At 58.3% G+C, this 25,140-nt stretch carries 19 protein-coding genes and 2 pseudogenes; 5 read left to right on the top strand and 16 right to left on the bottom strand.

The genetic code is table 11. The features are described 5' to 3' along the window. Positions 1–244: 244 nt before the first annotated feature. The 9 genes from sucD to sdhC all read right to left on the bottom strand — a co-directional run bounded on the left by sucD (position 245) and on the right by sdhC (position 11,622). Entirely contained in the window at positions 245–1,126 is an 882-nt protein-coding gene (gene sucD / locus RS887_RS02840) for a succinate--CoA ligase subunit alpha (protein ID WP_003223019.1), read from the bottom strand. Further along, the gene (gene sucC, locus RS887_RS02845) at positions 1,126–2,292 is read right to left on the bottom strand and encodes an ADP-forming succinate--CoA ligase subunit beta (RefSeq protein WP_003223015.1); all 1,167 of its coding nucleotides are present in this window, start codon (positions 2,290–2,292) and stop codon (positions 1,126–1,128) included. The genes sucD and sucC overlap by 1 nt, the downstream gene beginning before the upstream one ends. A gap of 196 nt (positions 2,293–2,488) precedes the next feature. Beyond that, positions 2,489–3,925, bottom strand: a complete 1,437-nt coding sequence (lpdA, locus tag RS887_RS02850) for a dihydrolipoyl dehydrogenase (RefSeq protein ID WP_322614310.1) — start codon at positions 3,923–3,925, stop codon at positions 2,489–2,491. A 98-nt stretch (positions 3,926–4,023) separates the two neighbouring features. Then, complete coding sequence (odhB, locus tag RS887_RS02855) at positions 4,024–5,244, bottom strand: 2-oxoglutarate dehydrogenase complex dihydrolipoyllysine-residue succinyltransferase (protein ID WP_007977514.1); 1,221 nt, start codon at positions 5,242–5,244, stop codon at positions 4,024–4,026. A gap of 42 nt (positions 5,245–5,286) precedes the next feature. Further along, a complete protein-coding gene (locus RS887_RS02860) occupies positions 5,287–8,118 on the bottom strand; it encodes a 2-oxoglutarate dehydrogenase E1 component (RefSeq protein WP_322614311.1) in 2,832 nt (943 codons plus the stop codon). A gap of 275 nt (positions 8,119–8,393) precedes the next feature. Next, positions 8,394–9,098 (bottom strand): succinate dehydrogenase iron-sulfur subunit, encoded by a 705-nt coding sequence (locus tag RS887_RS02865; RefSeq protein WP_003223007.1) that lies wholly within the window; start codon positions 9,096–9,098, stop codon positions 8,394–8,396. Between the two features lie 11 nt (positions 9,099–9,109). Continuing rightward, entirely contained in the window at positions 9,110–10,882 is a 1,773-nt protein-coding gene (gene sdhA / locus RS887_RS02870) for a succinate dehydrogenase flavoprotein subunit (protein ID WP_322614312.1), read from the bottom strand. Positions 10,883–10,885: 3 nt separating this feature from the next. Continuing rightward, on the bottom strand, positions 10,886–11,254 hold the full coding sequence (gene sdhD / locus RS887_RS02875) for a succinate dehydrogenase, hydrophobic membrane anchor protein (protein WP_007959040.1): 369 nt from the start codon (positions 11,252–11,254) through the stop codon (positions 10,886–10,888). After that, positions 11,248–11,622: a succinate dehydrogenase, cytochrome b556 subunit gene (sdhC, locus tag RS887_RS02880; RefSeq protein WP_033052382.1), complete on the bottom strand. Its 375-nt coding sequence runs from the start codon at positions 11,620–11,622 to the stop codon at positions 11,248–11,250. Before sdhC ends, sdhD begins: the two co-directional genes overlap by 7 nt. A gap of 363 nt (positions 11,623–11,985) precedes the next feature. Here sdhC and gltA point away from each other — a divergent pair, with 363 nt between their 5' ends. After that, complete coding sequence (gene gltA, locus RS887_RS02885) at positions 11,986–13,275, top strand: citrate synthase (protein ID WP_007977501.1); 1,290 nt, start codon at positions 11,986–11,988, stop codon at positions 13,273–13,275. A 945-nt stretch (positions 13,276–14,220) separates the two neighbouring features. Here the strand turns inward: gltA and RS887_RS02890 are convergent. The 3 genes from RS887_RS02890 to RS887_RS02900 form a co-directional block, all read right to left on the bottom strand. Then, on the bottom strand, positions 14,221–15,879 hold the full coding sequence (locus RS887_RS02890; protein ID WP_322614313.1) for a cation acetate symporter: 1,659 nt from the start codon (positions 15,877–15,879) through the stop codon (positions 14,221–14,223). Beyond that, positions 15,876–16,187: a DUF485 domain-containing protein gene (locus RS887_RS02895; protein ID WP_322614314.1), complete on the bottom strand. Its 312-nt coding sequence runs from the start codon at positions 16,185–16,187 to the stop codon at positions 15,876–15,878. Before RS887_RS02895 ends, RS887_RS02890 begins: the two co-directional genes overlap by 4 nt. Before the next feature lie 284 nt (positions 16,188–16,471). Then, positions 16,472–17,323: a glycine betaine ABC transporter substrate-binding protein gene (locus RS887_RS02900; protein ID WP_322614315.1), complete on the bottom strand. Its 852-nt coding sequence runs from the start codon at positions 17,321–17,323 to the stop codon at positions 16,472–16,474. 287 nt (positions 17,324–17,610) lie between these two features. On the opposite strand from RS887_RS02900, the gene RS887_RS02905 reads away from it, so the two are divergent. Beyond that, complete coding sequence (locus RS887_RS02905) at positions 17,611–19,206, top strand: beta (1-6) glucans synthase (protein WP_322614316.1); 1,596 nt, start codon at positions 17,611–17,613, stop codon at positions 19,204–19,206. 139 nt (positions 19,207–19,345) lie between these two features. On the opposite strand, the gene RS887_RS02910 is transcribed toward RS887_RS02905, so the two are convergent. Then, positions 19,346–19,714, bottom strand: a complete 369-nt coding sequence (locus RS887_RS02910) for a hypothetical protein (RefSeq protein ID WP_322614317.1) — start codon at positions 19,712–19,714, stop codon at positions 19,346–19,348. Between the two features lie 225 nt (positions 19,715–19,939). Here RS887_RS02910 and RS887_RS02915 point away from each other — a divergent pair. Then, a pseudogene (locus RS887_RS02915) lies at positions 19,940–21,234 on the top strand (serine/threonine protein kinase). Further along, positions 21,227–22,015 carry a VacJ family lipoprotein gene (locus RS887_RS02920; RefSeq protein WP_322614318.1) on the top strand — a complete coding sequence of 263 codons (789 nt, stop codon included), beginning with the start codon at positions 21,227–21,229 and terminating at the stop codon, positions 22,013–22,015. Before RS887_RS02915 ends, RS887_RS02920 begins: the two are co-directional and overlap by 8 nt. A 125-nt stretch (positions 22,016–22,140) precedes the next feature. Here RS887_RS02920 and RS887_RS02925 read toward each other — a convergent pair. After that, positions 22,141–23,054 (bottom strand): annotated as a pseudogene (locus tag RS887_RS02925) (DUF808 domain-containing protein). 134 nt (positions 23,055–23,188) lie between these two features. Between RS887_RS02925 and RS887_RS02930 the strand changes: the two are divergent. Then, complete coding sequence (locus RS887_RS02930; protein ID WP_322614320.1) at positions 23,189–23,797, top strand: TetR/AcrR family transcriptional regulator; 609 nt, start codon at positions 23,189–23,191, stop codon at positions 23,795–23,797. 107 nt (positions 23,798–23,904) lie between these two features. Here the strand turns inward: RS887_RS02930 and RS887_RS02935 are convergent, their stop codons facing one another. Together RS887_RS02935 and RS887_RS02940 are read right to left on the bottom strand one after the other, a co-directional pair. Beyond that, positions 23,905–24,363 carry an REP-associated tyrosine transposase gene (locus tag RS887_RS02935; protein ID WP_322615249.1) on the bottom strand — a complete coding sequence of 153 codons (459 nt, stop codon included), beginning with the start codon at positions 24,361–24,363 and terminating at the stop codon, positions 23,905–23,907. Between the two features lie 215 nt (positions 24,364–24,578). Continuing rightward, positions 24,579–25,019, bottom strand: a complete 441-nt coding sequence (locus RS887_RS02940; protein WP_046819366.1) for a GlcG/HbpS family heme-binding protein — start codon at positions 25,017–25,019, stop codon at positions 24,579–24,581. Between the last annotated feature and the right edge of the window lie 121 nt (positions 25,020–25,140).

The following is a 25,140-nucleotide window of genomic DNA, read 5'->3' on the forward strand; positions in this document are numbered from 1 at the left end:
AACGAATTTGGCCGATAAACGCACTATTGCAGGGCGAACTATCCGATACGCGACACATTTGTGTCGCGTTTACGTATCTAAAGGTGGATCTTCTGTAGGAGCAAGCTTGCTCGCGATGAACGCGAGGACAACCCGCTTCCCGCGTAATCGTTAACGCCCATCGCGAGCAAGCTCGCTCCTACAGATGCACAAAGGCCACCCGAAGGTGGCCTTTGTTTGGTATAGCGTCAGCTAAGCGCGTGGCTTACTTGACAGCCCAACCAGTCAGCTCGGCCAGGGCCTTGCCGATGTCTGCCAGCGAACGCACGGTTTTAACGCCTGCGTCTTGCAGAGCAGCGAATTTCTCGTCTGCAGTGCCTTTGCCGCCAGAGATGATTGCGCCAGCATGGCCCATGCGCTTGCCCGGAGGAGCAGTCACACCAGCGATGTAGGAAACAACCGGCTTGGTCACGTGTGCCTTGATGTAGGCAGCCGCTTCTTCTTCAGCCGAACCGCCGATCTCACCGATCATCACGATCGCTTCGGTCTTCGGGTCTTCCTGGAACAGCTTCAGGATGTCGATGAAGTTCGAACCCGGGATCGGGTCACCACCGATGCCGACGCAAGTCGACTGACCGAAACCGGCGTCAGTAGTCTGCTTCACAGCTTCGTAAGTCAGGGTGCCGGAACGGGAAACGATACCGACCTTGCCTGGCAAGTGAATGTGACCCGGCATGATGCCGATCTTGCATTCGCCTGGAGTGATCACGCCTGGGCAGTTAGGGCCGATCAGGGTAACACCCAGCTCGTCGCACTTAACTTTAGCGTCCAGCATGTCCAGGGTAGGAATGCCTTCGGTGATGCACACGATCAGCTTGATGCCGCCGAAGGCAGCTTCCAGGATCGAGTCTTTGCAGAAAGGAGCCGGAACGTAGATCACGCTGGCGGTGGCGCCAGTGGCAGCTACAGCGTCTTTCACGGTGTTGAACACTGGCAGGCCCAGGTGTTCGGTGCCGCCTTTACCAGGAGTTACACCACCAACCATCTTGGTGCCGTACTCGATGGCTTGCTGGGTGTGGAAACTACCTTGCGAACCGGTAATACCCTGGCAGATAACTTTGGTGTCTTTATTGATCAGGACGCTCATTATTTGCCCTCCGCAGCTTTGACAACTTGTTGAGCAGCGTCGGTCAGGCTGGTAGCAGCGATGATGTTCAAACCGCTTTCTGCCAGTACTTTAGCGCCCAGCTCAGCGTTGTTGCCTTCAAGGCGAACAACAACCGGGATTTTCACGCCGACTTCTTTCACTGCACCGATGATGCCTTCGGCAATCATGTCGCAACGAACGATGCCGCCGAAGATGTTGACCAGTACTGCAGCGACGTTAGTGTCGGACAGGATGATCTTGAACGCTTCGGTAACGCGTTCTTTGGTAGCACCGCCGCCCACGTCGAGGAAGTTGGCTGGCTTGCCGCCATGCAGGTTGACGATGTCCATGGTACCCATGGCCAGGCCAGCACCGTTGACCATGCAACCGATGTTGCCTTCCAGCGCTACGTAGTTCAGTTCGAACTTGGCAGCGTGCGCTTCGCGCGGATCGTCTTGCGACGGATCGTGGAAAGTCTTCAGCTTAGGCTGACGGTACATGGCGTTGGCGTCGATGTTGATCTTGGCGTCCAGGCAGTGCAGATCGCCGTCAGCCTTGATCACCAGCGGGTTCACTTCCAGCAGGGCCAGATCGTGATCCTGGAACAGTTTGGCCAGACCTACGAAGATCTTGGCGAACTGGGCAACTTGCTTGCCTTCCAGACCCAGCTGGAATGCCAGCTCGCGACCCTGGAATGGCTGAGCGCCAACCAGTGGATCGATAGTGGCTTTCAGAATTTTTTCTGGAGTGTCGTGAGCGATTTTCTCGATGTCCACGCCACCTTCGGTGGAAGCCATGAACACGATGCGACGGCTCGAACGGTCAACGACAGCGCCCAGGTACAGCTCTTTAGCGATATCAGTGCACGATTCAACCAGGATCTTGGTGACTGGCTGACCATTGGCGTCAGTCTGGTAAGTCACCAGACGCTTGCCCAGCCACTGCTGTGCGAAGGCTTTGGCGTCTTCTTTGTTGCGAACCAGCTTGACGCCGCCCGCTTTACCGCGACCACCGGCGTGGACCTGGGCTTTGACAACCCACTCGCTGCCGCCGATTTTGTCGCAAGCTTCTGCTGCTGCTTCCGGGGTGTCTACCGCGTAACCGGTGGAAACTGGCAGGCCGTACTCAGCGAACAGCTGCTTACCCTGATACTCGTGAAGATTCATGCTTATTACCGTCTTCGTTAGGTACTGCGCATTCGGTGCTGCACTCATTCAAGTGCCGCACCACCTGTGACTGCTGCTTGCATGGCCTTTCCGGATACCCGGTGCAGCCATGCAAGACTGCGTCCAGCGGATATTCCGCGGTGAGTCTTGCATGCAAGGCTCACGACGGGCCATTCCGCCGTGGTTTCTTATTGTCTTAACGCTTCTTGCGGTTGGCGATGTGGATGGCGCCGCCATTCACTGCCAAAGCAGCTTCGTGCAAGGCTTCAGACAGGGTCGGATGGGAGAAAACCATCATGCCCAGGTCTTCAGCGCTGGTGCCGAATTCCATACCGATCGCGCCCTGCTGAACCAGTTCTGCAGCGCTTGGGCCAATCACGTGGACGCCCAGAACGCGGTCTGTCTTGGCATCTGCGATGACCTTGACGAAACCACCGGTGTCGTTGGCAGCCATGGCACGGCCAGAGGCTGCGAACGGGAAGGTGCCGACGTTAACTTCAACGCCTTCAGCTTTCAAGGCCTGCTCGGTTTTACCGACCCATGCGATTTCCGGGTGAGTATAAATAACCGAAGGGATCAGGTCATAGTTCATCTGGGCCTTGTGGCCCTTGATGCGCTCGACAACCATGATGCCCTCTTCCGAGGCCTTGTGCGCCAGCATCATGCCGCGAACCACGTCGCCGATAGCGTAGACGCCCGGTACGGTGGTGGCGCAGTGATCGTCAACGTGCACGAAACCGCGCTCGTCCAGGGTCACGCCGCAGTCGGCAGCCAGCAGATCAGTGGTCACCGGACGGCGACCAACGGCTACGATCAGCTTGTCGAAAGTGATGTTCTGTTCGCCGTTGGTATCGGTGTAGTTCACCACGACTTCGTCGCCGTTCACTTTGGAACCGGTTACGCGAGCGCCCAGCTTGATGTCCAGACCCTGCTTGGTCAGGGTTTTCAGCGCTTCCTTGGAAACAGCGGTGTCCGCTGCCATCAGGAAGGTGTCCAGGGCTTCCAGGACAGTCACTTCTGCACCCAGACGCGACCAGACCGAACCCAGTTCCAGACCGATCACGCCAGCGCCGATCACACCCAGACGCTTGGGTACGGATTGGAATTCCAGGGCGCCGGTGGAGTCGACGATCACATTCTGGTCAACCGGAGCTGGCGGAATGTCGATCGGACGCGAACCTGGAGCCAGGATGACGTTTTCGGCTTCGATGACTTCAACCGAGCCATCAGGCTTGGTGACTTCGACTTTCTTGCCGGCCAGCAGCTTGCCGTGACCCTGGATGGAGGTCACACCGTTGGCTTTGAACAGGGTCGCAACGCCGGAGGTCAGGCCTTTGACGATGTTGGCTTTACGGCCGACCATCGCTGGCACGTCCATGGTCACGCCAGCGTGATTGATACCGTGGATCGCGAAACCGTCCTGGGCTTCGTGGAATTTCCACGAGCTGTCCAGCAGGGCCTTGGATGGAATGCAGCCGACGTTCAGGCAAGTACCGCCCAGAGCCAGTTTGCCTTCCTTGTCGGTGTACTTCTCGATGCAGGCAGTGGAGAGACCCAACTGCGCGGCCTTGATGGCAGCGACGTAACCGCCAGGGCCCGCACCGATCACTACTACGTCAAATTTCTGCGACATTCAAAAAATCCTCTTTAGCGAAAAGCTTCAAGCCGCGAGCGGCAAGCCAGGCTGCGGGTTTTCCGACAGCCTGGTCTTGCAGCTCATGGCTGCTTCTATCAGATATCCAGCAACAGACGAGCCGGATCTTCCAGCAGGTTCTTGATGGTCACCAGGAAGGTTACAGCTTCTTTGCCATCGATCAGACGGTGATCGTAGGACAGTGCCAGGTACATCATCGGACGGATAACGACCTGACCGTTGATGGCCATAGGACGCTGGATGATGTTGTGCATGCCCAGGATGGCTGCTTGTGGCGGGTTGACGATCGGGGTCGACATCATCGAGCCGAAGGTACCGCCGTTGGTGATGGTGAACGTACCACCGGTCATTTCGTCCATCGACAGTTTGCCGTCGCGGGCTTTCTTGCCGAAGGTGGCGATGCCGCCTTCGATTTCAGCCAGGCTCATCAGTTCGGCGTTACGCAGGACCGGTACAACCAGGCCGCGATCGCTGGAAACTGCAACGCCGACGTCAGCGTAGCCGTGGTAAACGATGTCGCCGCCGTCGATCGAGGCGTTGACAGCCGGGAAGCGTTTCAGCGCTTCGGTGGCTGCTTTCACGAAGAACGACATGAAGCCCAGGCGTACGCCGTTGTGGGACTTCTCGAACAGGTCCTTGTACTTCGAACGCAGCGCCATGACTTCGGTCATGTCGACTTCGTTGAAAGTGGTCAGCATCGCCATGTTCGACTGAGCTTCAACCAGACGCTTGGCAACCGTGGCACGCACGCGGGTCATCGGTACGCGCTTCTCGATGCGGTCGCCAGCGGCGAACACAGGAGCAGCGGCAGCCGGGGCAGCAGCCTTGGCAGGTGCGGCAGCAGGAGCGGCTTTCTTGGCTTCGACAGCGGCAACCACGTCTTCCTTAGTTACACGACCGTCTTTGCCGGTGCCTTTGACGGACGCCAGGTTGATGCCGTTTTCTTCGGCCAGCTTGCGAGCAGCTGGAGCTGCGATAGCGTCTTCGTCAGCGCCAGCGGCTGGAGCAGCGGCAGCTGCGGCCGGAGCAGCAGCGGCAGCCGGAGCGGCGGCAGCAGCGCCGCCTTCAACGATGGAGCCGAGGACTTCGTCGGACAGAACGGTGTCGCCTTCGTTCTTGACGATTGCGCCCAGCACGCCGTCAGCGGTAGCCAGCACTTCCAGCACGACTTTGTCGGTTTCGATGTCGACGATCAGTTCGTCGCGCTTGACCGCGTCGCCCGGTTGTTTGTGCCAGGTGGCAACGGTGCCATCGGCAACCGATTCCGGGAAAGTGGGGGCTTTGATCTCGATAGCCATTATCTGTGGTTCCTTAAATTCGGTTTCAGGTGCGCGAAGGCGTTAAACAGTAAAGGCGTGTTGCAGCAGTTGTTCCTGCTGCTCGGCGTGCATCGATGCGTAACCGCATGCAGGTGCAGCAGAAGCCTCACGGCCCGCGTACTCGAGTACGAGAGACTTGTTGAGGTTGGCGACGCTGCGACGCAAGTGGTGTTGGCTGCAGTACCAGGCACCCTGGTTCATCGGCTCTTCCTGGCACCAGACGGCATACTTGGCGTTGGTGTAAGGCGCCAGGACTTCTTTCAAGTCGTCCTCAGGGAACGGGTACAGCTGCTCGATACGCACGATGGCGATGTCGTCACGGCCTTCGGCACGGCGTTTTTCCAGCAGGTCGTAGTAGACCTTGCCGCTACACAGAACAACGCGCTCGACCTTTTTCGGGTCCAGGGCATCGATTTCCGGGATAACGGTCTGGAACGAACCTTCGGCCAGATCTTCCAGCGTCGAGATGGCCAGCTTGTGGCGCAGCAGCGACTTCGGAGTCAGGACTACCAGAGGCTTGCGCAGCGGGCGAATCACCTGACGGCGCAGCAAGTGGTAGATCTGAGCCGGCGTCGTCGGCATGCACACCTGAATGTTGTGCTCGGCGCACAGCTGCAGGTAACGCTCCAGACGAGCCGAGGAGTGCTCCGGACCCTGACCTTCATAACCGTGCGGCAGCAGCATGGTCAGACCGCACAGACGGCCCCACTTGTGCTCGCCACTGGTGATGAACTGGTCGATAACCACCTGGGCGCCGTTGGCGAAGTCGCCGAACTGGGCTTCCCAGATAACCAGGGCATTCGGCGTGGTGGTCGAGTAGCCGTACTCGAACGCCAACACCGCTTCTTCGGACAGGAACGAGTCGTACAGGTCAAAACGCGGCTGACCGTCGTACAGGTTCTGCAGCGGGATGTAGGTACCCGCGTCTTTCTGGTTGTGCAGGACAGCATGACGGTGCGAGAACGTACCGCGGCCGATGTCCTGGCCAGTCATGCGAATCGGGTGACCTTCGAACGCCAGGGTCGCGTACGCCATGGTTTCGGCGTAACCCCAGTTGATCGGCAGGCCGCCGGCTTGCATCTTCTGGCGGTCTTCGTAGATCTTCGCAACCTGTCGCTGAACCACGAAGCCTTCCGGGATTTCCAGCAGCTTGGCGGACAGTTCCTGCAAGGTCTTGAGGTCGAAGCGAGTGTCGTGACGCGCGGTCCAGGCGTGGCCCAGGTATGGACGCCAGTCCACGAACAACTCTTTGTTCGGTTCCTTGACCAGGCTTTTCACCACGTGCAGACCGTTGTCCAGCGCGTTGCGGTATTCGTCGACTTTCGCCTGAACACGCTCTGCGTCCAGCACACCGCCCTGGGTCAGACGATCGGCATACAGCTCACGGGTGGTGCGCTGCTTGGTGATCTGCTGATACATCAGAGGCTGGGTGCCGCTTGGCTCGTCGGCCTCGTTGTGGCCGCGACGACGGTAGCAGACCAGGTCGATCACCACGTCACGCTTGAACTGCATGCGGTAGTCGATGGCCAGCTGGGTCACGAACAATACGGCTTCCGGATCATCACCATTCACATGGAGGATCGGCGCCTGGATCATTTTCGCAACGTCGGTCGCGTACTCGGTGGAACGCGAGTCCAGCGGGTTGCTGATGGTGAAACCGACCTGGTTGTTGATCACGATGTGCACGGTACCGCCGGTCTTGAAACCGCGGGTCTGCGACATCTGGAAGGTTTCCATGACCACGCCCTGACCTGCGAATGCAGCGTCACCGTGGATGGAGATCGGCAGAACCTTCTCGCCGGTCGGGTCGTTACGACGGTCCTGACGGGCGCGAACCGAACCCTCGACCACCGGGGATACGATTTCCAGGTGGGAAGGGTTGAACGCCATGGCCAGGTGAACTTCACCGCCGGTGGTCATCACGTTGGACGAGAAGCCCTGGTGGTATTTCACGTCACCGGAACCCAGCTCGACCTTCTTCTTGCCTTCGAACTCGTCGAACAGCTCGCGCGGGTTCTTGCCGAAGGTATTGACCAGTACGTTCAGACGGCCACGGTGGGCCATGCCGATGACGATTTCCTTGGTGCCGTAGGAACCGGAACGCTGGATCAGTTCGTCGAGCATCGGAATCAGGCTCTCGCCGCCTTCCAGACCGAAACGCTTGGTGCCCGGGTATTTGGTGCCCAGGTATTTTTCCAGGCCTTCGCCGGCGGTCACGCGCTCGAGCAGGTGGCTCTTGATGTCGGCGGAGTACGTCGGACGACCGCGCACGCTTTCCAGACGCTGCTGGAACCACTGGCGCTGCTCGGAATCGGTGATATGCGTGAATTCAGCGCCGATGGTGCGGCAATATGTCTGCTGCAACGCTTCGTGAATTTCGCGTAGGCTCGCTTCCTCTTTGCCGATGAACAGGTCGCCGGCACGGAAGGTCGTATCAAGATCGGCATTGGTCAAGCCGTAATGATTGATCGACAGGTCTGCAGGTGCAGGACGCTGCCACAGTCCCAGCGGGTCAAGCTGGGCTGCCTGGTGGCCACGCATACGGTAGGCCTGGATCAATCGCAGCACTTCAACTTGCTTCTTCTCGTGCTCACTGCTCACGCTGCCGGCGGAAACCGGTTGGGCGCGGCGCTGGTTCTTTGCCAGCAAGACGAAATGATCGCGAATTGTGGAGTGCGAAACATCGGTGGCAGAGTTGCCGTCGGCAGGCAACTTCTGGAAGTAGGTGCGCCACTCTTCTGGCACAGCGTTAGGGTCGTGCAGGTAGAGCTCGTAAAGCTCTTCCACATAGGCAGCGTTACTACCGGATAGGTAGGCACTGTTCCACATGCGCTGCATCACGCTTTCTTGCATGCTTGGTCACCCTCGGTTAGGGGAACACCATCGGTGTCGACACCGAGCAAACTTGCAGAAGTCCGAATGCAGCGACCAAAACAAGCCACTAGGATCACACTGATAGTCCGGGTACCAGCCCGGATGCCCCTGCTTGTCTCATTTCTTCAAAATAAGAGCCGCAGCCTTTTAAGCTGCTGCTCAGGTTAAAACTACGGCGCCGGTTGAAGCCTGCGCCGCAGCATCTACAGGTACAGCGGTACTACATCTACAACAGCTGGGTTACAGCAGCTGAATCACACGCCGCTCGAGAGCAACATGTTACGGATGTGACCGATGGCCTTAGTCGGGTTCAGGCCTTTCGGACATACGTTGACGCAGTTCATGATCCCGCGGCAGCGGAATACGCTGAACGGGTCATCCAGCGAAGCCAGACGCTCGGACGTCTTGGTGTCACGGCTGTCTGCCAGGAAGCGGTACGCTTGCAGCAGGGCAGCAGGACCCAGGAACTTGTCCGGGTTCCACCAGAAGGACGGGCAGGAAGTCGAGCAGCAAGCGCACAGGATGCACTCGTACAGGCCGTCCAGCTTTTCACGTTCTTCAGGGGACTGCAGGCGCTCGATGGCCGGAGCCGGCGTGTCGTTCTGCAGGTATGGCTTAACCTTTTCGTATTGCTTGTAGAAGATGCTCATATCGACGACCAGGTCACGGATTACCGGCAAACCTGGCAGAGGACGAACGATCAACTTGTTACCTTTTACGACAGCAGACAGCGGCGTGATGCACGCCAGGCCGTTTTTGCCGTTGATGTTCATGCCGTCGGAACCGCAAACACCTTCACGGCAAGAGCGACGATAGGAGAATCCTTCGTCCTGCTCTTTGATCAGGGCCAGTACATCCAGCACCATCAGGTCTTTACCACCGGTATCGACCTGGAATTCCTGCATGAACGGCGCAGCGTCCTGATCAGGGTTGTAGCGATAAACACTGACTTGCAACATGGCGGTCACCCTTAATAAGTCCGGACTTTAGGTTCGAAAGTCGGAACAGTCTTCGGCGAGAAGTTCACGGCACGCTTGGTGACGCGCTTGTCACCCGGGAAGTACAGGGTGTGGCACAGCCAGTTTTCGTCGTCACGGTCTTCGAAGTCTTCACGGGCGTGAGCACCACGGGACTCCTTGCGAACTTCAGCAGCGATAGCGGTAGCTTCGGCCACTTCCAGCAGGTTTTGCAGTTCCAGCGCTTCGATACGTGCAGTGTTGAACGCCTGCGACTTATCGTTGATCTTCACGTTGGCGATACGCTTGCGCAGGTCAGCCAGCTGGGCGATACCCTTCTGCATGTATTCGCCGGTACGGAATACACCGAAGTAGTTCTGCATGCAGCTTTGCAGCTCGCGACGCAGGGTAGCCACGTCTTCACCTTCGGTACGCTCGTTCAGAGCGGACAGACGTGCCAGGGCCGCATTGATGTCGGCGTCGGTGGCGTCGTCGTATTCGATACCGTCGGTCAGCGCTTTTTCCAGGTGCAGGCCGGCAGCGCGGCCGAAGACCACCAGGTCGAGCAGCGAGTTGCCGCCCAGACGGTTGGCGCCGTGTACCGATACACAAGCCACTTCACCTACCGCGAACAGACCAGGAATGATCTTGTCCACGCCTTCGGCGTCCTGGGTGATCGCCTGGCCATGAATGTTGGTGGCAACGCCGCCCATCATGTAGTGGCAGGTCGGAACAACCGGAACCGGAGCGACAACCGGGTCAACGTGCGCGAAAGTCTTCGACAGTTCGCAGATGCCTGGCAGACGGCTGTGCAACACTTCCTCGCCCAGGTGGTCGAGCTTGAGCATCACGTGGTCGCCGTTCGGACCGCAACCGTTACCGGCGATGATCTCTTTAACCATCGAACGGGCAACAACGTCACGACCGGCAAGGTCTTTGGCGTTCGGAGCATAACGCTCCATGAAACGCTCGCCGTGCTTGTTGATCAGGTATCCACCTTCACCACGGCAACCTTCTGTAACCAGTACACCAGCACCGGCGATACCGGTCGGGTGGAACTGCCACATTTCAATGTCTTGTACCGGCACACCGGCACGCAGCGCCATGCCAACGCCGTCACCGGTGTTGATCAGGGCGTTGGTGGTCGAAGCGTAGATACGGCCCGCACCGCCGGTCGCCAGCACGGTGGCTTTCGCGCGGATGTAGGTGGTTTCACCGGTTTCGATGCAGATCGCGATCACACCGACGAACTCGCCTTCGCCGTTCTTCACCAGATCGACAGCGTAGTACTCGTTCAGGAACACGGTACCGGCTTTCAGGTTGCCCTGATAAAGGGTGTGCAGCAGCGCGTGACCAGTACGGTCGGAAGCGGCGCAAGTACGAGCAGCCTGCCCGCCTTTACCGTAATCCTTCGACTGGCCGCCGAATGGACGCTGGTAGATACGACCTTGCTCGGTACGCGAGAACGGCATGCCCATGTGGTCCAGCTCGTAAACGGCAGCCGGGCCTTCCTGACACATGTATTCGATAGCGTCCTGGTCACCGATATAGTCGGAACCCTTGACGGTATCGTACATGTGCCAGCGCCAGTCATCGTTCGGATCAGCAGACGCGATCGCGCAGGTGATGCCGCCTTGAGCGGATACAGTGTGCGAACGGGTCGGGAAAACCTTGGTGATCACGGCAGTCTTGTGACCGCCCTGTGCCAGTTGCAGCGCTGCGCGCATGCCGGCACCACCACCACCAATAATGATGGCGTCGAAAGAAATCGTTGGAATGTTAGCCATGACTCAGATACCCCAGAGAATCTGCACACCCCAGACGAAGTAAGCGAACATCGCAACGCCGCATACTGCCTGGAAAAGGAAACGTACTGCAGTCGCGGACTTGCCCAGCGCCATTGGCGTCAGGTAGTCGGTCGCGATGGTCCACATGCCGACCCAGGCGTGAGCGCCCAGGGCCACAAGGGCCAGCAGACTGAAGATACGCATCCCGTTGTGGGCGAACAGGCCGTGCCACTGGTCATAGCCAATGCCCGGGTTCGCCACGAGGTATCCGATCAGAAAAATGAAATAAGCCGCGAGAACAACCGCAGACACACGTTGCGCCATCCAGTCATAGAGGCCCGAACGCGAAAGGTTCGTAACGCTGGTTACCATATCCAAACTCCTGCCAGAACGATCAACACCACGGAAACGGCGATGATAATTTTCGAGCCCAGGCGGCCGCCTTCAAGCGTCTCACCGATGCCCATATCCATGATCAAGTGGCGCACACCGGCTACCAGGTGATACAGAAGAGCGGACAGGAGGCCCCATGCTACGAACTTGGCCAGCGGGCTGGTCAAGGTTGCCTTCACGTCGGCAAAACCTTCCTCGGAACCCAGGGATTTGCCCAATGCATAAAGCATGAAGCCAAGGCCCAGGAAGAGGATGATGCCGGAAACACGGTGAAGAAACGACGTAACGCCGGTGATGGGGAGTTTGATGGTCCTTAGGTCTAGGTTTACAGGTCGTTGGCTTTTCACGGCTTTTTTTTCACACTGAAGAGCCCCTAACAATCAGGGCAAAGTTGTTGGGGAGTGCACTGGTCAGGTAACCACCACCCAGGGATGCGACCCCCAATAACGCAGGCCCAAAAGCCCCTGGCGGTCGGTGGCCGAGTATAGACAGTTAGGCTACTAATGACAACGCAAACACCTAACCCAAACAGCGGATTGCGCAACTGACATAAAAGGCGTAAATGGCAGTCAATTTCGAGGAAAAAGTCCGGTTAAAGCCTTCTGGAGCAAGACTTTAGGCAAATTGACATTCGAATTTATCTCACTATAGTGGTGCGGGCCCTGCGTGGGGGGTCTGTCTGATGATTTCAAGCATAAATAGGAGGCCACATGGCTGACAAAAAAGCGCAGTTGATCATCGAGGGCGCAGCCCCCGTCGAGCTGCCCATTTTAACCGGCACCGTTGGTCCCGATGTTATCGATGTTCGGGGCCTGACGGCCACGGGCCGTTTCACCTTTGACCCAGGCTTCATGTCGACCGCCTCGTGCGAGTCGAAGATCACCTATATCGACGGCGACAACGGCATTCTGCTGCATCGCGGCTACCCGATCGAACAGCTGGCTGAAAAGTCGGACTACCTGGAAACCTGCTATCTGCTGCTCAACGGCGAACTGCCGACCGCAGAACAGAAGGCCCAGTTCGTCAGCACCGTGAAGAACCACACCATGGTTCACGAGCAGCTGAAGACCTTCTTCAACGGTTTCCGCCGCGACGCCCACCCGATGGCCGTCATGTGCGGCGTAGTCGGCGCCCTCTCGGCGTTCTACCACGACTCCCTGGACATCAATAACCCGCAGCATCGCGAAATTTCCGCGATCCGCCTGGTTGCCAAGATGCCGACCCTGGCCGCGATGGTTTACAAGTACTCCATGGGCCAACCCATGATGTACCCGCGCAACGACCTGTCGTACGCGGAAAATTTCCTGCACATGATGTTCAACACCCCGTGCGAGATCAAACCGATCAGCCCGGTACTCGCCAAGGCCATGGACCGGATCTTCATCCTCCATGCCGACCACGAGCAGAACGCCTCGACGTCCACCGTGCGCCTGGCGGGCTCTTCGGGTGCCAACCCGTTCGCCTGTATCGCCGCCGGTATCGCTGCACTGTGGGGCCCTGCCCACGGCGGTGCAAACGAAGCCGTACTGACCATGCTCGATGAAATCGGCGATGTTTCGAACATCGACAAGTTCATCGCCAAGGCCAAGGACAAGAACGATCCGTTCAAACTGATGGGCTTCGGTCACCGTGTTTACAAAAACCGCGACCCGCGCGCCACAGTAATGAAGCAGACCTGCGACGAAGTATTGAAGGAACTGGGCATCCAGAACGATCCGCAACTCGAACTGGCCATGCGCCTGGAAGAGATCGCCCTGACCGACCCGTACTTCATCGAACGCTCGCTGTACCCGAACGTCGACTTCTACTCGGGGATCATCCTCAAGGCGATCGGCATTCCAACCAGCATGTTCACCGTGATCTTCGCCCTGGCGCGGACCGTCGGCTGGATCTCCCACTGGAAGGAAATGCTCTCCAGCCCGTACAAGATTGGCCGTCCACGCCAGCTGTACACCGGCTACGAGTCGCGTGACATCACCAAGCTGGAAGACCGCAAGTAAGCGCTGTCTTGCTGTAGCGTGTTGAGTTGTACCTGGGAACGGCCTCTATTTATATAGAGGCCGTTTTTATTTGTGCTGTTTCAGCAACCAAACAGCCGTTTTTTGATCGTGAACATATCCGTTATTCAGGTAACGGCCACTTATGGTTCCGCTCTTACAGCGGGTTACTTGGAAAAGCCCCAAGCAACCAAGGGCTCTTGCCCCTGACGTTCAGTGCCATCGGCCATCCATGCCGGGTTGCCCACTGCGCAGAACCGGAACGAAGCCTCTCGAGGGGGCAGGAAGATCAAAAGTAAAAGCAAAAGCAAAAGCGAGGCAGCCTACTGGCCGGCCTGATCGCAATTTAACGCGCTTCCCTGTAGGAGCGAGCTTGCTCGCGAAAAACGCCAGGACAACGCGGGCATTCAGGCAGACCGCGTCATCGTTGACGTCCATCGCGAGCAGGCTCGCTCCTACAGGGCCGAGCGTTAGCTCGCCTGCAGCTCTTGATCTTGATCCACCCGCCCCCTCGGCAGGCTGAGTGGAGGTGTTCATCCGGGGATGGGCGCGCAGCGCCGTTCGACGCAGTCGAACTCATTGCATGTAGGTCAAAGCGAAGCCGACCGGAGGGCAATGCCCCCGGATGAATACCGGAGCGAAGGAACCCCGAGCCCTGGCGAGGGGCCGGACGTTCGGGGCGAGCGCTTTTGGTTACTTTTAAGGCGCTTGTTAAAAGTGACTCGCCGTAAGGGCGAAACTGCCAGCCGCCGTTACCGCAGCAACGGATATGTACACAGCCAACAAAAGACAGGTCGGCTACCAGGCCGCCTTCGCGAACAGACTAGCTCCCACAGCAAATTGGGCACACCCACCAAATTCCGGTCGATAATCGCCCAACAAAAATGCCCCGATCTCTCGACCGGGGCATTGGATGTCAGTGCAACTTATATATAAAACCTTGAAGCCTTAATGCGAAACCGCCCCACTCGCCCCCAAACCAGTCTGCGAACGAACAAACTGCGGGAAGAACAACGCCCGCTCATTGTCAGCCGCAGTGGACTTGTCGGTAACCGAGAAGAACCAGATCCCGACAAAGGCGATCATCATCGAGAACAACGCCGGGTACTCATACGGGAAGATGGCTTTCTCGTGATGCAGGATCTGCACCCAGATGGTTGGGCCAAGGATCATCAGGCCTACCGCACTGATCAGGCCCATCCAGCCGCCGATCATCGCACCGCGAGTGGTCAGCTTTTTCCAGTACATCGAAAGCAGCAGTACCGGGAAGTTGCAGCTCGCCGCGATGGAGAACGCCAGGCCCACCATGAACGCAATGTTCTGGCTCTCGAACAGAATGCCCAGAACGATGGCCAGCACACCCAGGGCAACGGTGGTGATCTTCGAAATACGAATCTCATCCTTCTCGTTGGCTTTGCCCTTCTTGATCACGCTGGCATACAGGTCGTGGGACACCGCCGAAGCACCGGCCAGGGTCAGGCCGGCAACAACCGCCAGAATGGTCGCGAACGCCACCGCCGAGATGAAGCCCAGGAAAATGCTGCCACCGACCGCGTTGGCCAGGTGTACCGCCGCCATGTTGTTACCACCGAGCAACGCGCCGGCCGCGTCTTTGAAGGCCGGGTTGGTGCTGACCAGCAGGATCGCGCCGAAACCGATGATGAAGGTCAGGATGTAGAAGTAGCCAATGAAGCCGGTTGCGTACAGCACACTCTTGCGAGCTTCCTTCGCGTCACTCACGGTGAAGAAGCGCATCAGGATATGCGGCAGACCAGCGGTACCGAACATCAGTGCCAGGCCGAGGGAGAACGCCGAAACCGGATCCTTCACCAGACCGCCAGGACTCATGATCGCCTCACCTTTAGGGTGAACCTTGATGGCCTCGGAAAACAGGATGTTGAAGTCGAAGTTGACGTGTTTCATCACCATCAGCGCCATGAAGGAAGCGCCGGACAGCAGCAGGACAGCCTTGATGATTTGCACCCAGGTGGTCGCCAGCATGCCGCCGAACAACACGTAAAGGCACATCAGCACACCCACCAGGATCACCGCGACGTGATAGTCGAGGCCGAACAGCAGCTGGATCAGCTTGCCGGCACCAACCATCTGGGCGATCAGGTAGAACGCCACCACCACCAGCGAACCGCAGGCGGACAGTGTGCGGATCTGGGTTTGCCCGAGGCGATAGGACGCCACATCGGCAAAGGTGTATTTGCCCAGGTTACGCAGGCGCTCGGCGATCAGGAACAGAATGATCGGCCAGCCCACCAGGAAGCCGATCGAATAGATCAGCCCGTCATAGCCGGAAGCGAACACCAACGCGGAAATCCCCAGGAACGAGGCAGCCGACATGTAGTCGCCGGCAATCGCCAGACCGTTCTGGAACCCGGTGATCTTGCCACCCGCCGCATAGTAGTCGGCAGCTGACTTGTTGCGTTTGGAGGCCCAGTAGGTAATGCACAGGGTGGCCCCCACGAACACAACGAACATCAGGATCGCGGCGACGTTGAGAGGTTGTTTATGCACTTCACCGGTCAGGGCGTCAGCCGCCCAGGCGCCCGGTGCAAAAGCTGCGATGCTCAATAGAGCCAGTAGACGCCGGATCATTGCTGAGCCTCCTTGAGAATCGCATTGTTCAGGTCGTCAAACTCGCCATTGGCACGTCGTACGTAGATACCGGTCAGGACGAAGGCCGAAACAATCAGCCCGACGCCAATCGGTATGCCCCAGGTAATCGAAGACTCGGGATTGATTTTCGTCCCCAGCACTTGCGGCCCGTAAGCAATCAAAAGGATGAATGCGGAGTAAAGCCCTAGCATGATCGCCGAAAGAATCCAGGCGAATCGTTCCCTCTTGCTAACCAGCTCCTTGAAGCGCGGGCTGTTTTGAATCGAGAGGTAAATGCTGTCGTTCATTGTTTTTATCCTCGCAGCACAGATTTAGTTGGAACGGTATCCACTCTATGCGGCTGCGGGGCAGGTTCCAGACGACCTTAGTCTTAGAACCCCATGACGTTTTCGCCAATTGTAGGAGCGAGCTTGCTCGCGATGAATTTGAAGGCGCCGCACTTTTTCAGACAGCACGCGTTAACGTTCACGCCCATCGCGAGCAAGCTCGCTCCTACAGAAAAGCAAAGGGCCGCTTGGCACAAGTTTGCCAAGCGACCCTGCAAGGTGCTGACCAGACGCGTCAGCTCAAATTATTTAGTCCAGGCAGCAACACGCTCAGGGTGTTTGGCAACCCAATCCTTCGCGGCGGCATCAGGCTTGGCACCGTCCTGAATCGCCAGCATGACCTGACCGATTTCGTCCTTGGATTCCCACTGGAAGTTTTTCAGGAACTTGGCCACTTCCGGCGCCTTGGCCTCCAGGCCTTTGCTGCCGATGCTGTTCACGGTTTCAGCCGCGCCGTACACGCCTTTCGGGTCTTCGAGGAAGCGCAGTTTCCACTTGGCGAACATCCAGTGCGGCACCCAACCGGTCACGGCGATGGATTCGTTTTTCTTCTCGGCACGGGTCAGCTCGGCGATCATGCCGGCGCCGGAACTGGCTTTGTTTTGATACCCGGTCAAGTCATAGTCCTTGATGGCCTGATCGGTCTTGATCATCACACCCGAACCGGCGTCGATGCCGACGATGCGTTTCTTGAAGCTGTCGTCGGTTTTCAGGTCCTCGATGGACTTGGCTTTAACGTACTCCGGCACAATCAGGCCGATTTTCGCGTCCTTGAAGTTCGGGCCGTAATCGACGACCTGATCCTTGTTCTTCGCCCAGTATTCGCCGTGGGTCACCGGCAGCCAGGCCGACAGCATGGCGTCGAGTTTGCCGGTGGCCACACCCTGCCACATGATCCCGGTAGCGACCGCTTGCAGCTTCACGTCGTAACCGAGCTTCTGTCTGATCACTTCTGCGGCCACGTTGGTCGTGGCGACACTGTCCGACCAGCCATCAACATAACCGATAGTCACTTCCTTACTGGCGGCGCTGGCCACGGTAGCGCTGATCGCCAGCACCAAAGCGGCACCTGCGCCCAAGAGTCGTCGCATCTTCATCGTTACTTCCCCGAAAGTGCTGCGCTCGACGGATGCCGAGTCGCTTAAACGTATTGTTATGGTGCACAGCGCCCCCATCACGCCTACCGCAAACCCGTTCAAACATCAGCGGAGTACTGACGCCTTCGATAATCAACCTGACGCTCATCGCGACCTGCTCTGCCAGCGACCTCAAGGCATCGAGAAACGACATCAGAACGCCATTAATCTTCAACGCGACCAACGCACCGGAGGCTCCGCCCGAACTTTGCATGTCAAAATCATGCAGGCCACCAGACACACGGTAAATGCAGGTAACATGCGCCGCTTTGTTCCCACACGGCCTGACCATGTCCGCAACATCACGCTTTCCTTTTCCTGCTTATCTATTCGCCTGCTTTCTGGGGCTCTTTGCCCTCGGTGGTTTCTGGTACGGCATTGGCAAACCGGTGATCCTGCCGGATGTCGCCAGCGCGACGCACAAGCTGCAATGCGCCTCCTACACCCCATTCGACAAAGACCAATCGCCGTTCGACGTGCCATTCAACTTGCGCCCCGAGCACATGGATGCCGACCTCGAGCTGCTGTCCAAAAGTTTCGAATGCATCCGCACCTATTCCATGACCGGCCTCGAAGCCTTGCCGGATCTGGCGCGCAAGCATGGCTTGAAGCTGATGATCGGCGCCTGGGTCAACAGCAACCCGGTGGACACGGAAAAAGAAGTCGACCTGCTGATCGCCTCGGCCAACGCCAACGCGGATGTGGTGAGCGCGGTGATCGTCGGCAACGAAACCCTGTTGCGCAAGGAAGTCACCGGTGCGCAATTGGCGAAGCTGATCAACAAGGTCAAAAGCCACGTCAAACAGCCTGTCACCTATGCCGACGTCTGGGAGTTCTGGCTCAAGCATCCGGAAATCGCCCCCGCCGTGGACTTCCTGACCATCCATTTGCTGCCGTATTGGGAAGATGATCCATCGAACATCGACGCAGCCCTTCAACATGTGGCCGAAGTACGCCAGGTGTTCGGCAACAAGTTCGCGCCCAAGGATGTACTGATCGGCGAAACCGGCTGGCCAAGCGAAGGTCGCCAGCGCGAAACGGCCCTGCCGAGCCGGGTCAACGAAGCCAGGTTCATTCGTGGTTTTGTCGCCATGGCCGAGCAGCAGGGCTGGCACTACAACCTGATCGAAGCCTTCGACCAGCCGTGGAAACGCGCCAGTGAGGGTGCGGTCGGGGGTTACTGGGGATTGTTCGATGCCGATCGCCAGGACAAGGGCGTGCTGGCCGGGCCAGTGACAAACGTACCGTACTGGTCGCAATGGCTGGCGGCAGGCGGATTGATCTTCATTGGCACATTGCTGCTTGGCGGCCGGGTTCGCACGACACGCTCGGCGCTGGTGCTGCCCCTGCTCGGTGCATTGGCGGCGTGCTCGATTGGCGCCTGGGGTGACCTGGCACGGGTTACCACGCGTTTTACCAGTGAGTGGTTGTGGGTCGCATTGTTGACGGCTCTGAATCTGCTCGCGCTGGCCCATGCCGCGCTGACGTTGAGCCCTCGTAGCGATTGGCGCGGGCGCGCTTTCAACTTGCTCGAACGCCGTGCTGGCTGGCTGGTGGCAACGGCAGGTTTCGCAGCAGCCGTGATGATGCTGGAGCTGGTGTTCGACCCGCGCTACCGCAGCTTCCCGAGTGTCGCGTTCATCGTGCCGGCGCTGGTTTACCTGTGCCGCCCGGTGAATGTGCCGCGCCGCGAGATTGCGTTGCTGACCTTCATCATCGGTGCCGGCATTGCGCCGCAACTGTTTCGTGAAGGTTTGCAGAATCAGCAGGCCTGGGGCTGGGCGCTGGCGAGTGTGTTGATGGTGGCGGCGTTGTGGCGTTGCTTGCGGGTTCGCACAGTTTGATTCTTTAGCGACTCAGCCGGCCTCTTCGTCGGATCGCCGCCCGGAGCAAGCCCGCTCCCACATTTGATCGTTGTCGAACACAAAATTTATGTTCGCTGAAGGACTTTGTGGGAGCGGGCTTGCTCGCGAAGGCTGACGGTCAGACGCCGCGAGACTCCCTGACCAACCGCAACCCCGCAATCACCACCGCAAACACCGCCAGCGTCGTGTTGTACAACGCCAGCGCCGGAAACCCAAACACCAGCGCCAGCACCGCCAGCCACCACCCTGCCCGCCCTGGCACGACAAAGCCGATGATCGCCGCGCCCAGCGCAGCCCAGCCCAGAACCCCGAAGTGGATCATCAGCCCCAGGTTCGAACGCACCTGGCATTCCCAGCTGCTTGCCTCATCCACGCAAATGCCGACCCACTGCGCATCCTCCATGAAGCCATAACGCGCGCCATAACTGGCGGCCAGCCATACCGGCAGCAACACAAGCAGCAAAATCACGGGCAGACGGCGGGACATGTAACACTCCAATAGGCGAAAAACGGCGGCCAGCTTAATCGCAGGACAGCCTTACGCAAGCACTAACAACTGTTAACTGGTCATTCAATCGCTGCAAAGTGTATCGTCCAGCTACTATTACTTCGAAATTAGGCCTGTTTGGTGCCGATGCGTGGCACTTTGGCGCAAATCCGGTGGTCATAGCCTGCGAAACTCATTCGGCACCTTCCTCTAAGGGATTTAGTCATGCTCCGTTCCTTGCGCTTCGCCGCCCTGTTTGGCGGCCTTATCTTGAGTGCGTCCGCACTGGCGGTCGAGATTGACGCCGCCAGTTATGGCTACCCCTGACCAACCCGTTCGAGGCGACCATCGCGACCACGCCGCCGGTCGGTCCGGAGCTGCCCCTGGACGATGACATCGATCAGACGGTGCGCAGCGTCACCTTGCGTCCGGAGCGGGCGTTCGAATTGCCGGACAACTTCTGGGCGGTCAAGAAACTCGACTACCGCATTGCCACGCAGGATCACGCCGCGCCGCTGATTTTCCTGATAGCCGGCACCGGAGCGCGCTATGACAGCAGCCTGAACGAATACCTGAAGAAGCTCTATTACAAAGCCGGCTACCATGTGGTGCAGTTGTCATCGCCCACCAGCTATGACTTCATGAGTGCCGCATCGCGCTTTGCTACACCGGGTGTTTCCAAGGAAGACGCCGAAGATTTGTACCGGGTGATGCAGGCTGTGCGGGCACAGAACCCGAAAGTGCCGGTCACCGATTACTACCTGACCGGGTACAGCCTGGGTGCACTGGATGCCGCTTTCGTCTCGCACCTGGACGAAACCCGCCGCAGCTTCAACTTCAAGAAAGTCCTGCTGCTCAACCCGCCGGTCAACCTCTACACCTCTATAACCAACCTCGACAAGCTGGTCCAGACCGAGGTCAAGGGCATCAACAACAGCACCACGTTCTATGAACTGGTGCTGAACAAACTGACCCGCTACTTCCAGCAAAAGGGCTACATCGACCTCAACGACGCCCTGCTCTACGACTTCCAGCAGTCCAAACAGCACCTGACCAACGAGCAGATGGCAATGCTGATCGGCACGTCGTTCCGCTTTTCGGCGGCCGACATTGCCTTCACTTCGGACCTGATCAACCGTCGCGGCCTGATCACCCCACCCAAGTTCCCGATCACCGAGGGCACCAGCCTCACGCCATTCCTCAAGCGTGCATTGCAATGTGATTTCGACTGCTACATCACCGAACAGGTCATCCCGATGTGGCGCGCCCGCACCGACGGCGGCAGCCTGCTGCAACTGATTGACCAGGTAAGCCTGTATGCACTGAAGGACTATCTGCACGAAAGCCCGAAAATCGCCGTCATGCACAACGCCGATGACGTGATCCTCGGCCCTGGCGACCTGGGCTTCCTGCGCAGGACCTTCGGTGATCGCCTGACCGTTTACCCGCACGGCGGCCACTGCGGCAACATCAACTACCGCGTCAACAGCGACGCCATGCTGGAGTTCTTCCGTGGCTAAATATCTCCTGCTTTTCGCTGCGTTACTCTGTGCAGGCGTCGCCAATGCCGACAACAGCAAAGCCAACACTCCCGTGGTCGTCGACAGCGACGGCTTCAAGGAACCGCTGAGCAAACTCAAATTCAACCCGGGTCTGGATCAGCGCGAGTTCGAGCGTTCGACGCTCAGCGCACTGGCTGTCTACGATCCGCTGGAAGAGTGGAACCGGCGCGTCTATCACTTCAACTACCGCTTCGACCAATGGGTGTTCATGCCGGTGGTCAATGGTTACCGCTACGTCACCCCGAGCTTCCTGCGCACCGGTGTCAGCAACTTCTTCAACAACCTGGGCGACGTACCCAACCTGTTGAACAGTCTGCTGCAACTCAAGGGCCAGCGCTCGCTGGAAACCACCGGGCGACTGCTGCTCAACACCACCATCGGCGTGGCCGGCCTGTGGGACCCGGCCACCGCCATGGGCCTGCCGCGCCAAAGCGAAGACTTCGGCCAGACGCTGGGCTTCTACGGCGTGCCGGGCGGCGCCTATTTCGTCCTGCCGATCCTCGGTCCGTCGAACCTGCGTGATACCGGCGGCCTGTTGGTGGATTACTCGGCCGAAAATGCGATCAACTTCCTCAACGTGGCCGAGGTCAGCTCCAACCATCCGGAAGTCTGGATCCTGCGTGGCATCGACAAGCGCCACCAGACCACCTTCCGCTATGGCCAGTTGAACTCGCCTTTCGAGTACGAAAAAGTGCGTTACGTGTACACCGAAGCGCGCAAGTTGCAGATCGCCGAGTAATTCCGGCACCCCAAAAACACTGTGGGAGCGGGCTTGCTCGCGAAGAGGTCGTGTCAGTCACCAAAAAGGTTGTCTGACACGCCGCTTTCGCGAGCAAGCCCTCCCACATTTGTCATGTGCTGTCTTCAGCCTTTCAGTGCTTTCAGATTTTGCTGACAGCCATCACCCCAACCAACACCACCGCCCCCGCCACAATCCCCGCTGCCCCATTAAGCAACGTCGGCACGATAAACCGGGCACCACCCGCCCCCGCGCTGACACTTTCAATCCAGTGATGCACCACCGGCACACCGTGGGTCAGGATGCCGCCACCGACCAGGAACATCGCCGCAGTGCCAATCACCGACAGGCTTTTCATCATGTACGGAGCCGCACGCAAAATCCCGCCGCCGATGCTCCTGGCCATCTGACCAGGCTTTTGGGTCAGCCAGAGCCCCAGATCATCGAGTTTGACGATGCCCGCTACCAATCCGTAAACACCGACGGTCATGACGATGGCGATACCCGAGAGCACGATGACTTGCTGGGTCAGCGCCGACTCGGCGACTACGCCGAGGGTGATGGCGATGATTTCCGCCGAGAGAATGAAGTCGGTGCGGATCGCGCCCTTGATCTTGTCCTTTTCAAACGCCACCAGATCCACCGCTGGGTCCGCCACTGCCTCGACCAATTCGGCATGTTCAGCCTGATCTTCAGTCTCACTGTGCAGAAACTTGTGGGCGAGCTTTTCGAACCCTTCGAAGCACAAATAAGCGCCACCGAGCATCAACAGCGGCGTGACCAGCCAGGGTATGAACGCACTGATGGCCAGCGCCGACGGCACCAGGATCAATTTATTGATGAACGAACCCTTGGCAACGGCCCAGACCACCGGGATTTCCCGTTCGGCCCGCACGCCGCTGACTTGCTGGGCATTGAGTGCCAGGTCGTCTCCGAGTACACCGGCCGTTTTCTTGGCGGCCATTTGGGTCATCAATGACACGTCGTCCAGCACGGCCGCAATGTCGTCGATCAACACCAGCAAACTGCTTCCTGCCATGAATCGGGTTTCCTTCTGCAATGAATGCGCAGCAGCATAGCGCGGCATCACGGGCTGTGGTGCATTCTTGAGCGCCGCGCGAGGCCGGTGATACCATGTGCAACCGCCAGAACAGGCAAGGAATCACCCGGGTTATGAGCACTATCCGCGAGCGCAACAAACAACTGATCCTGCGTGCCGCCAGTGAGGAGTTTGCCGACAAAGGCTTCGCTGCGACCAAAACCAGCGACATCGCAGCCAAGGCGGGATTGCCCAAGCCCAACGTCTACTACTACTTCAAATCCAAGGAAAACCTCTACCGCGAGGTCCTGGAAAGTATCATCGAACCAATCCTGCAGGCGTCGACACCGTTCAATCCGGAAGGCGAACCCGGTGAAGTGCTCAGCGGCTACATTCGCTCGAAAATCCGCATCTCCCGCGACCTGCCTTTCGCCTCCAAGGTGTTCGCCAGCGAAATCATGCACGGCGCCCCCCACCTGAGCAGCGATCTGGTCGAACAGCTCAATGGCCAGGCCAAACACAACATCGAGTGCATCCAGACCTGGATCGACCGCGGGCAAATCGCCCCCATCGATCCCAACCACCTGATGTTCAGCATCTGGGCCGCTACCCAGACCTACGCCGACTTCGACTGGCAGATCACCGCCATCACCGGCAAGGCCAGGCTGGATGAAGAAGATTACGAAGCGGCAGCGCAGACGATTATCCGGTTGGTGCTCAAGGGGTGTGAGCCCGAACGGTAGACCGCGGCGCGGCCTTCGCGAGCAAGCCCGCTCCCACATTTGTCCTTCGTACACCGCTCCAATGTGGGAGCGGGCTTGCTCGCGAAGGAGGCAACTCGGTTTTGCTGTCAAACCCAGATCGCATCCCACAATGGATAGTCAGCGAGCTTTTCAACCAGCCCCGCCCGCAATGGGTTAGCCACAACATATCGAGCCAGTTTCACTAGATCCTCTTCTTTTCGCAGAGCATGATCATGAAAGCTCTGCTGCCAAAGGCTGCCTGTTCGACCAGTCGCCGCATTAATTGCTCGGGTACTCAAGGATTTGGTTTGGCACATCAGTTGCCCCAGTGAGCCTTTGTTCAACTGAATCAACCAATGAAATTGATCAGGCATGACTACCCAGGCCAAGGAATCGGCGAAGCCATCATTCTGTGCTTGCTTGAATTGATGGACCACCAAGCGACCCAAGGTGTAATCCCTGAATACAGGTTCTCGCTTCAGGGTATTGGCAGTCAGTAGATAGATGCGGTTTTGCTCGGTGTACCGGCCGATCCGCAGGCGGTGTGAAGCTGACAACTCAGGCATTCCCTTGCCCTCTCTCATGATGAAATCATCAAAAGGCTAGACGGGGGAATATGTGAAAGTGGGCCAGACTTTTAGCTGGATATGTCTGAGAAACTGCCTTCGCGAGCAAGCCCGCTCCCACATTGGATTTCTGTCGCTCAAAGATTTTGTGTCCGCAGAAGATCCAGTGTGGGAGCGGGCTTGCTCGCGAAAGCGGTTAATCTGTCGCTACACCATCAAGCCGCTACCCCCGCATCCGCCCTCAACCCCAACGCCTCGATGGCATTGATCGCACACTGCTCGTCAACATCCGACAAATCGCCGCTGATCCCCACCGCCCCCAGCACATTCCCGTCCTGATCCCGAACCAGTACACCACCCGGTGCCGGCACGACGCTGCCCTGCCCCAGGCTGTTCAACGCGGCGATAAACGCCGGGCGTTGCTGGGCGTCCAGCGCCAGCAGGCGTGACCCCTTGCCCAGCGCAATGGCGCCCCAGGCCTTGCCGATGGCGACGTGCGGGCGCAACAGGCTGGCGCCGTCTTCGCGTTGCAGGGTGATCAGATGCCCTCCGGCATCCAGCACCGCAATGGTCAGGGGCGCTGCCGAGATGGCCCGCCCTGCACTGATGGCCTCGTTGACCAGGTTGACTGCGACTTTCAAGGTTAAAGCGCTCATGGTGCCGTCCTCATTTTGTTTTTCGGAAAGTCGTTGGGCTGCGCCGTTGTGCCGCAGCCCAATGCAACAAATAGAACACAATGAATTATTTTTTTGTATACAATAATTCTCGAAAGGCGCC

Origin of the sequence: Pseudomonas sp. BIC9C, assembly GCF_034541995.1 — a bacterium.
GTDB lineage: Bacteria > Pseudomonadota > Gammaproteobacteria > Pseudomonadales > Pseudomonadaceae > Aquipseudomonas > Aquipseudomonas fluorescens_CC.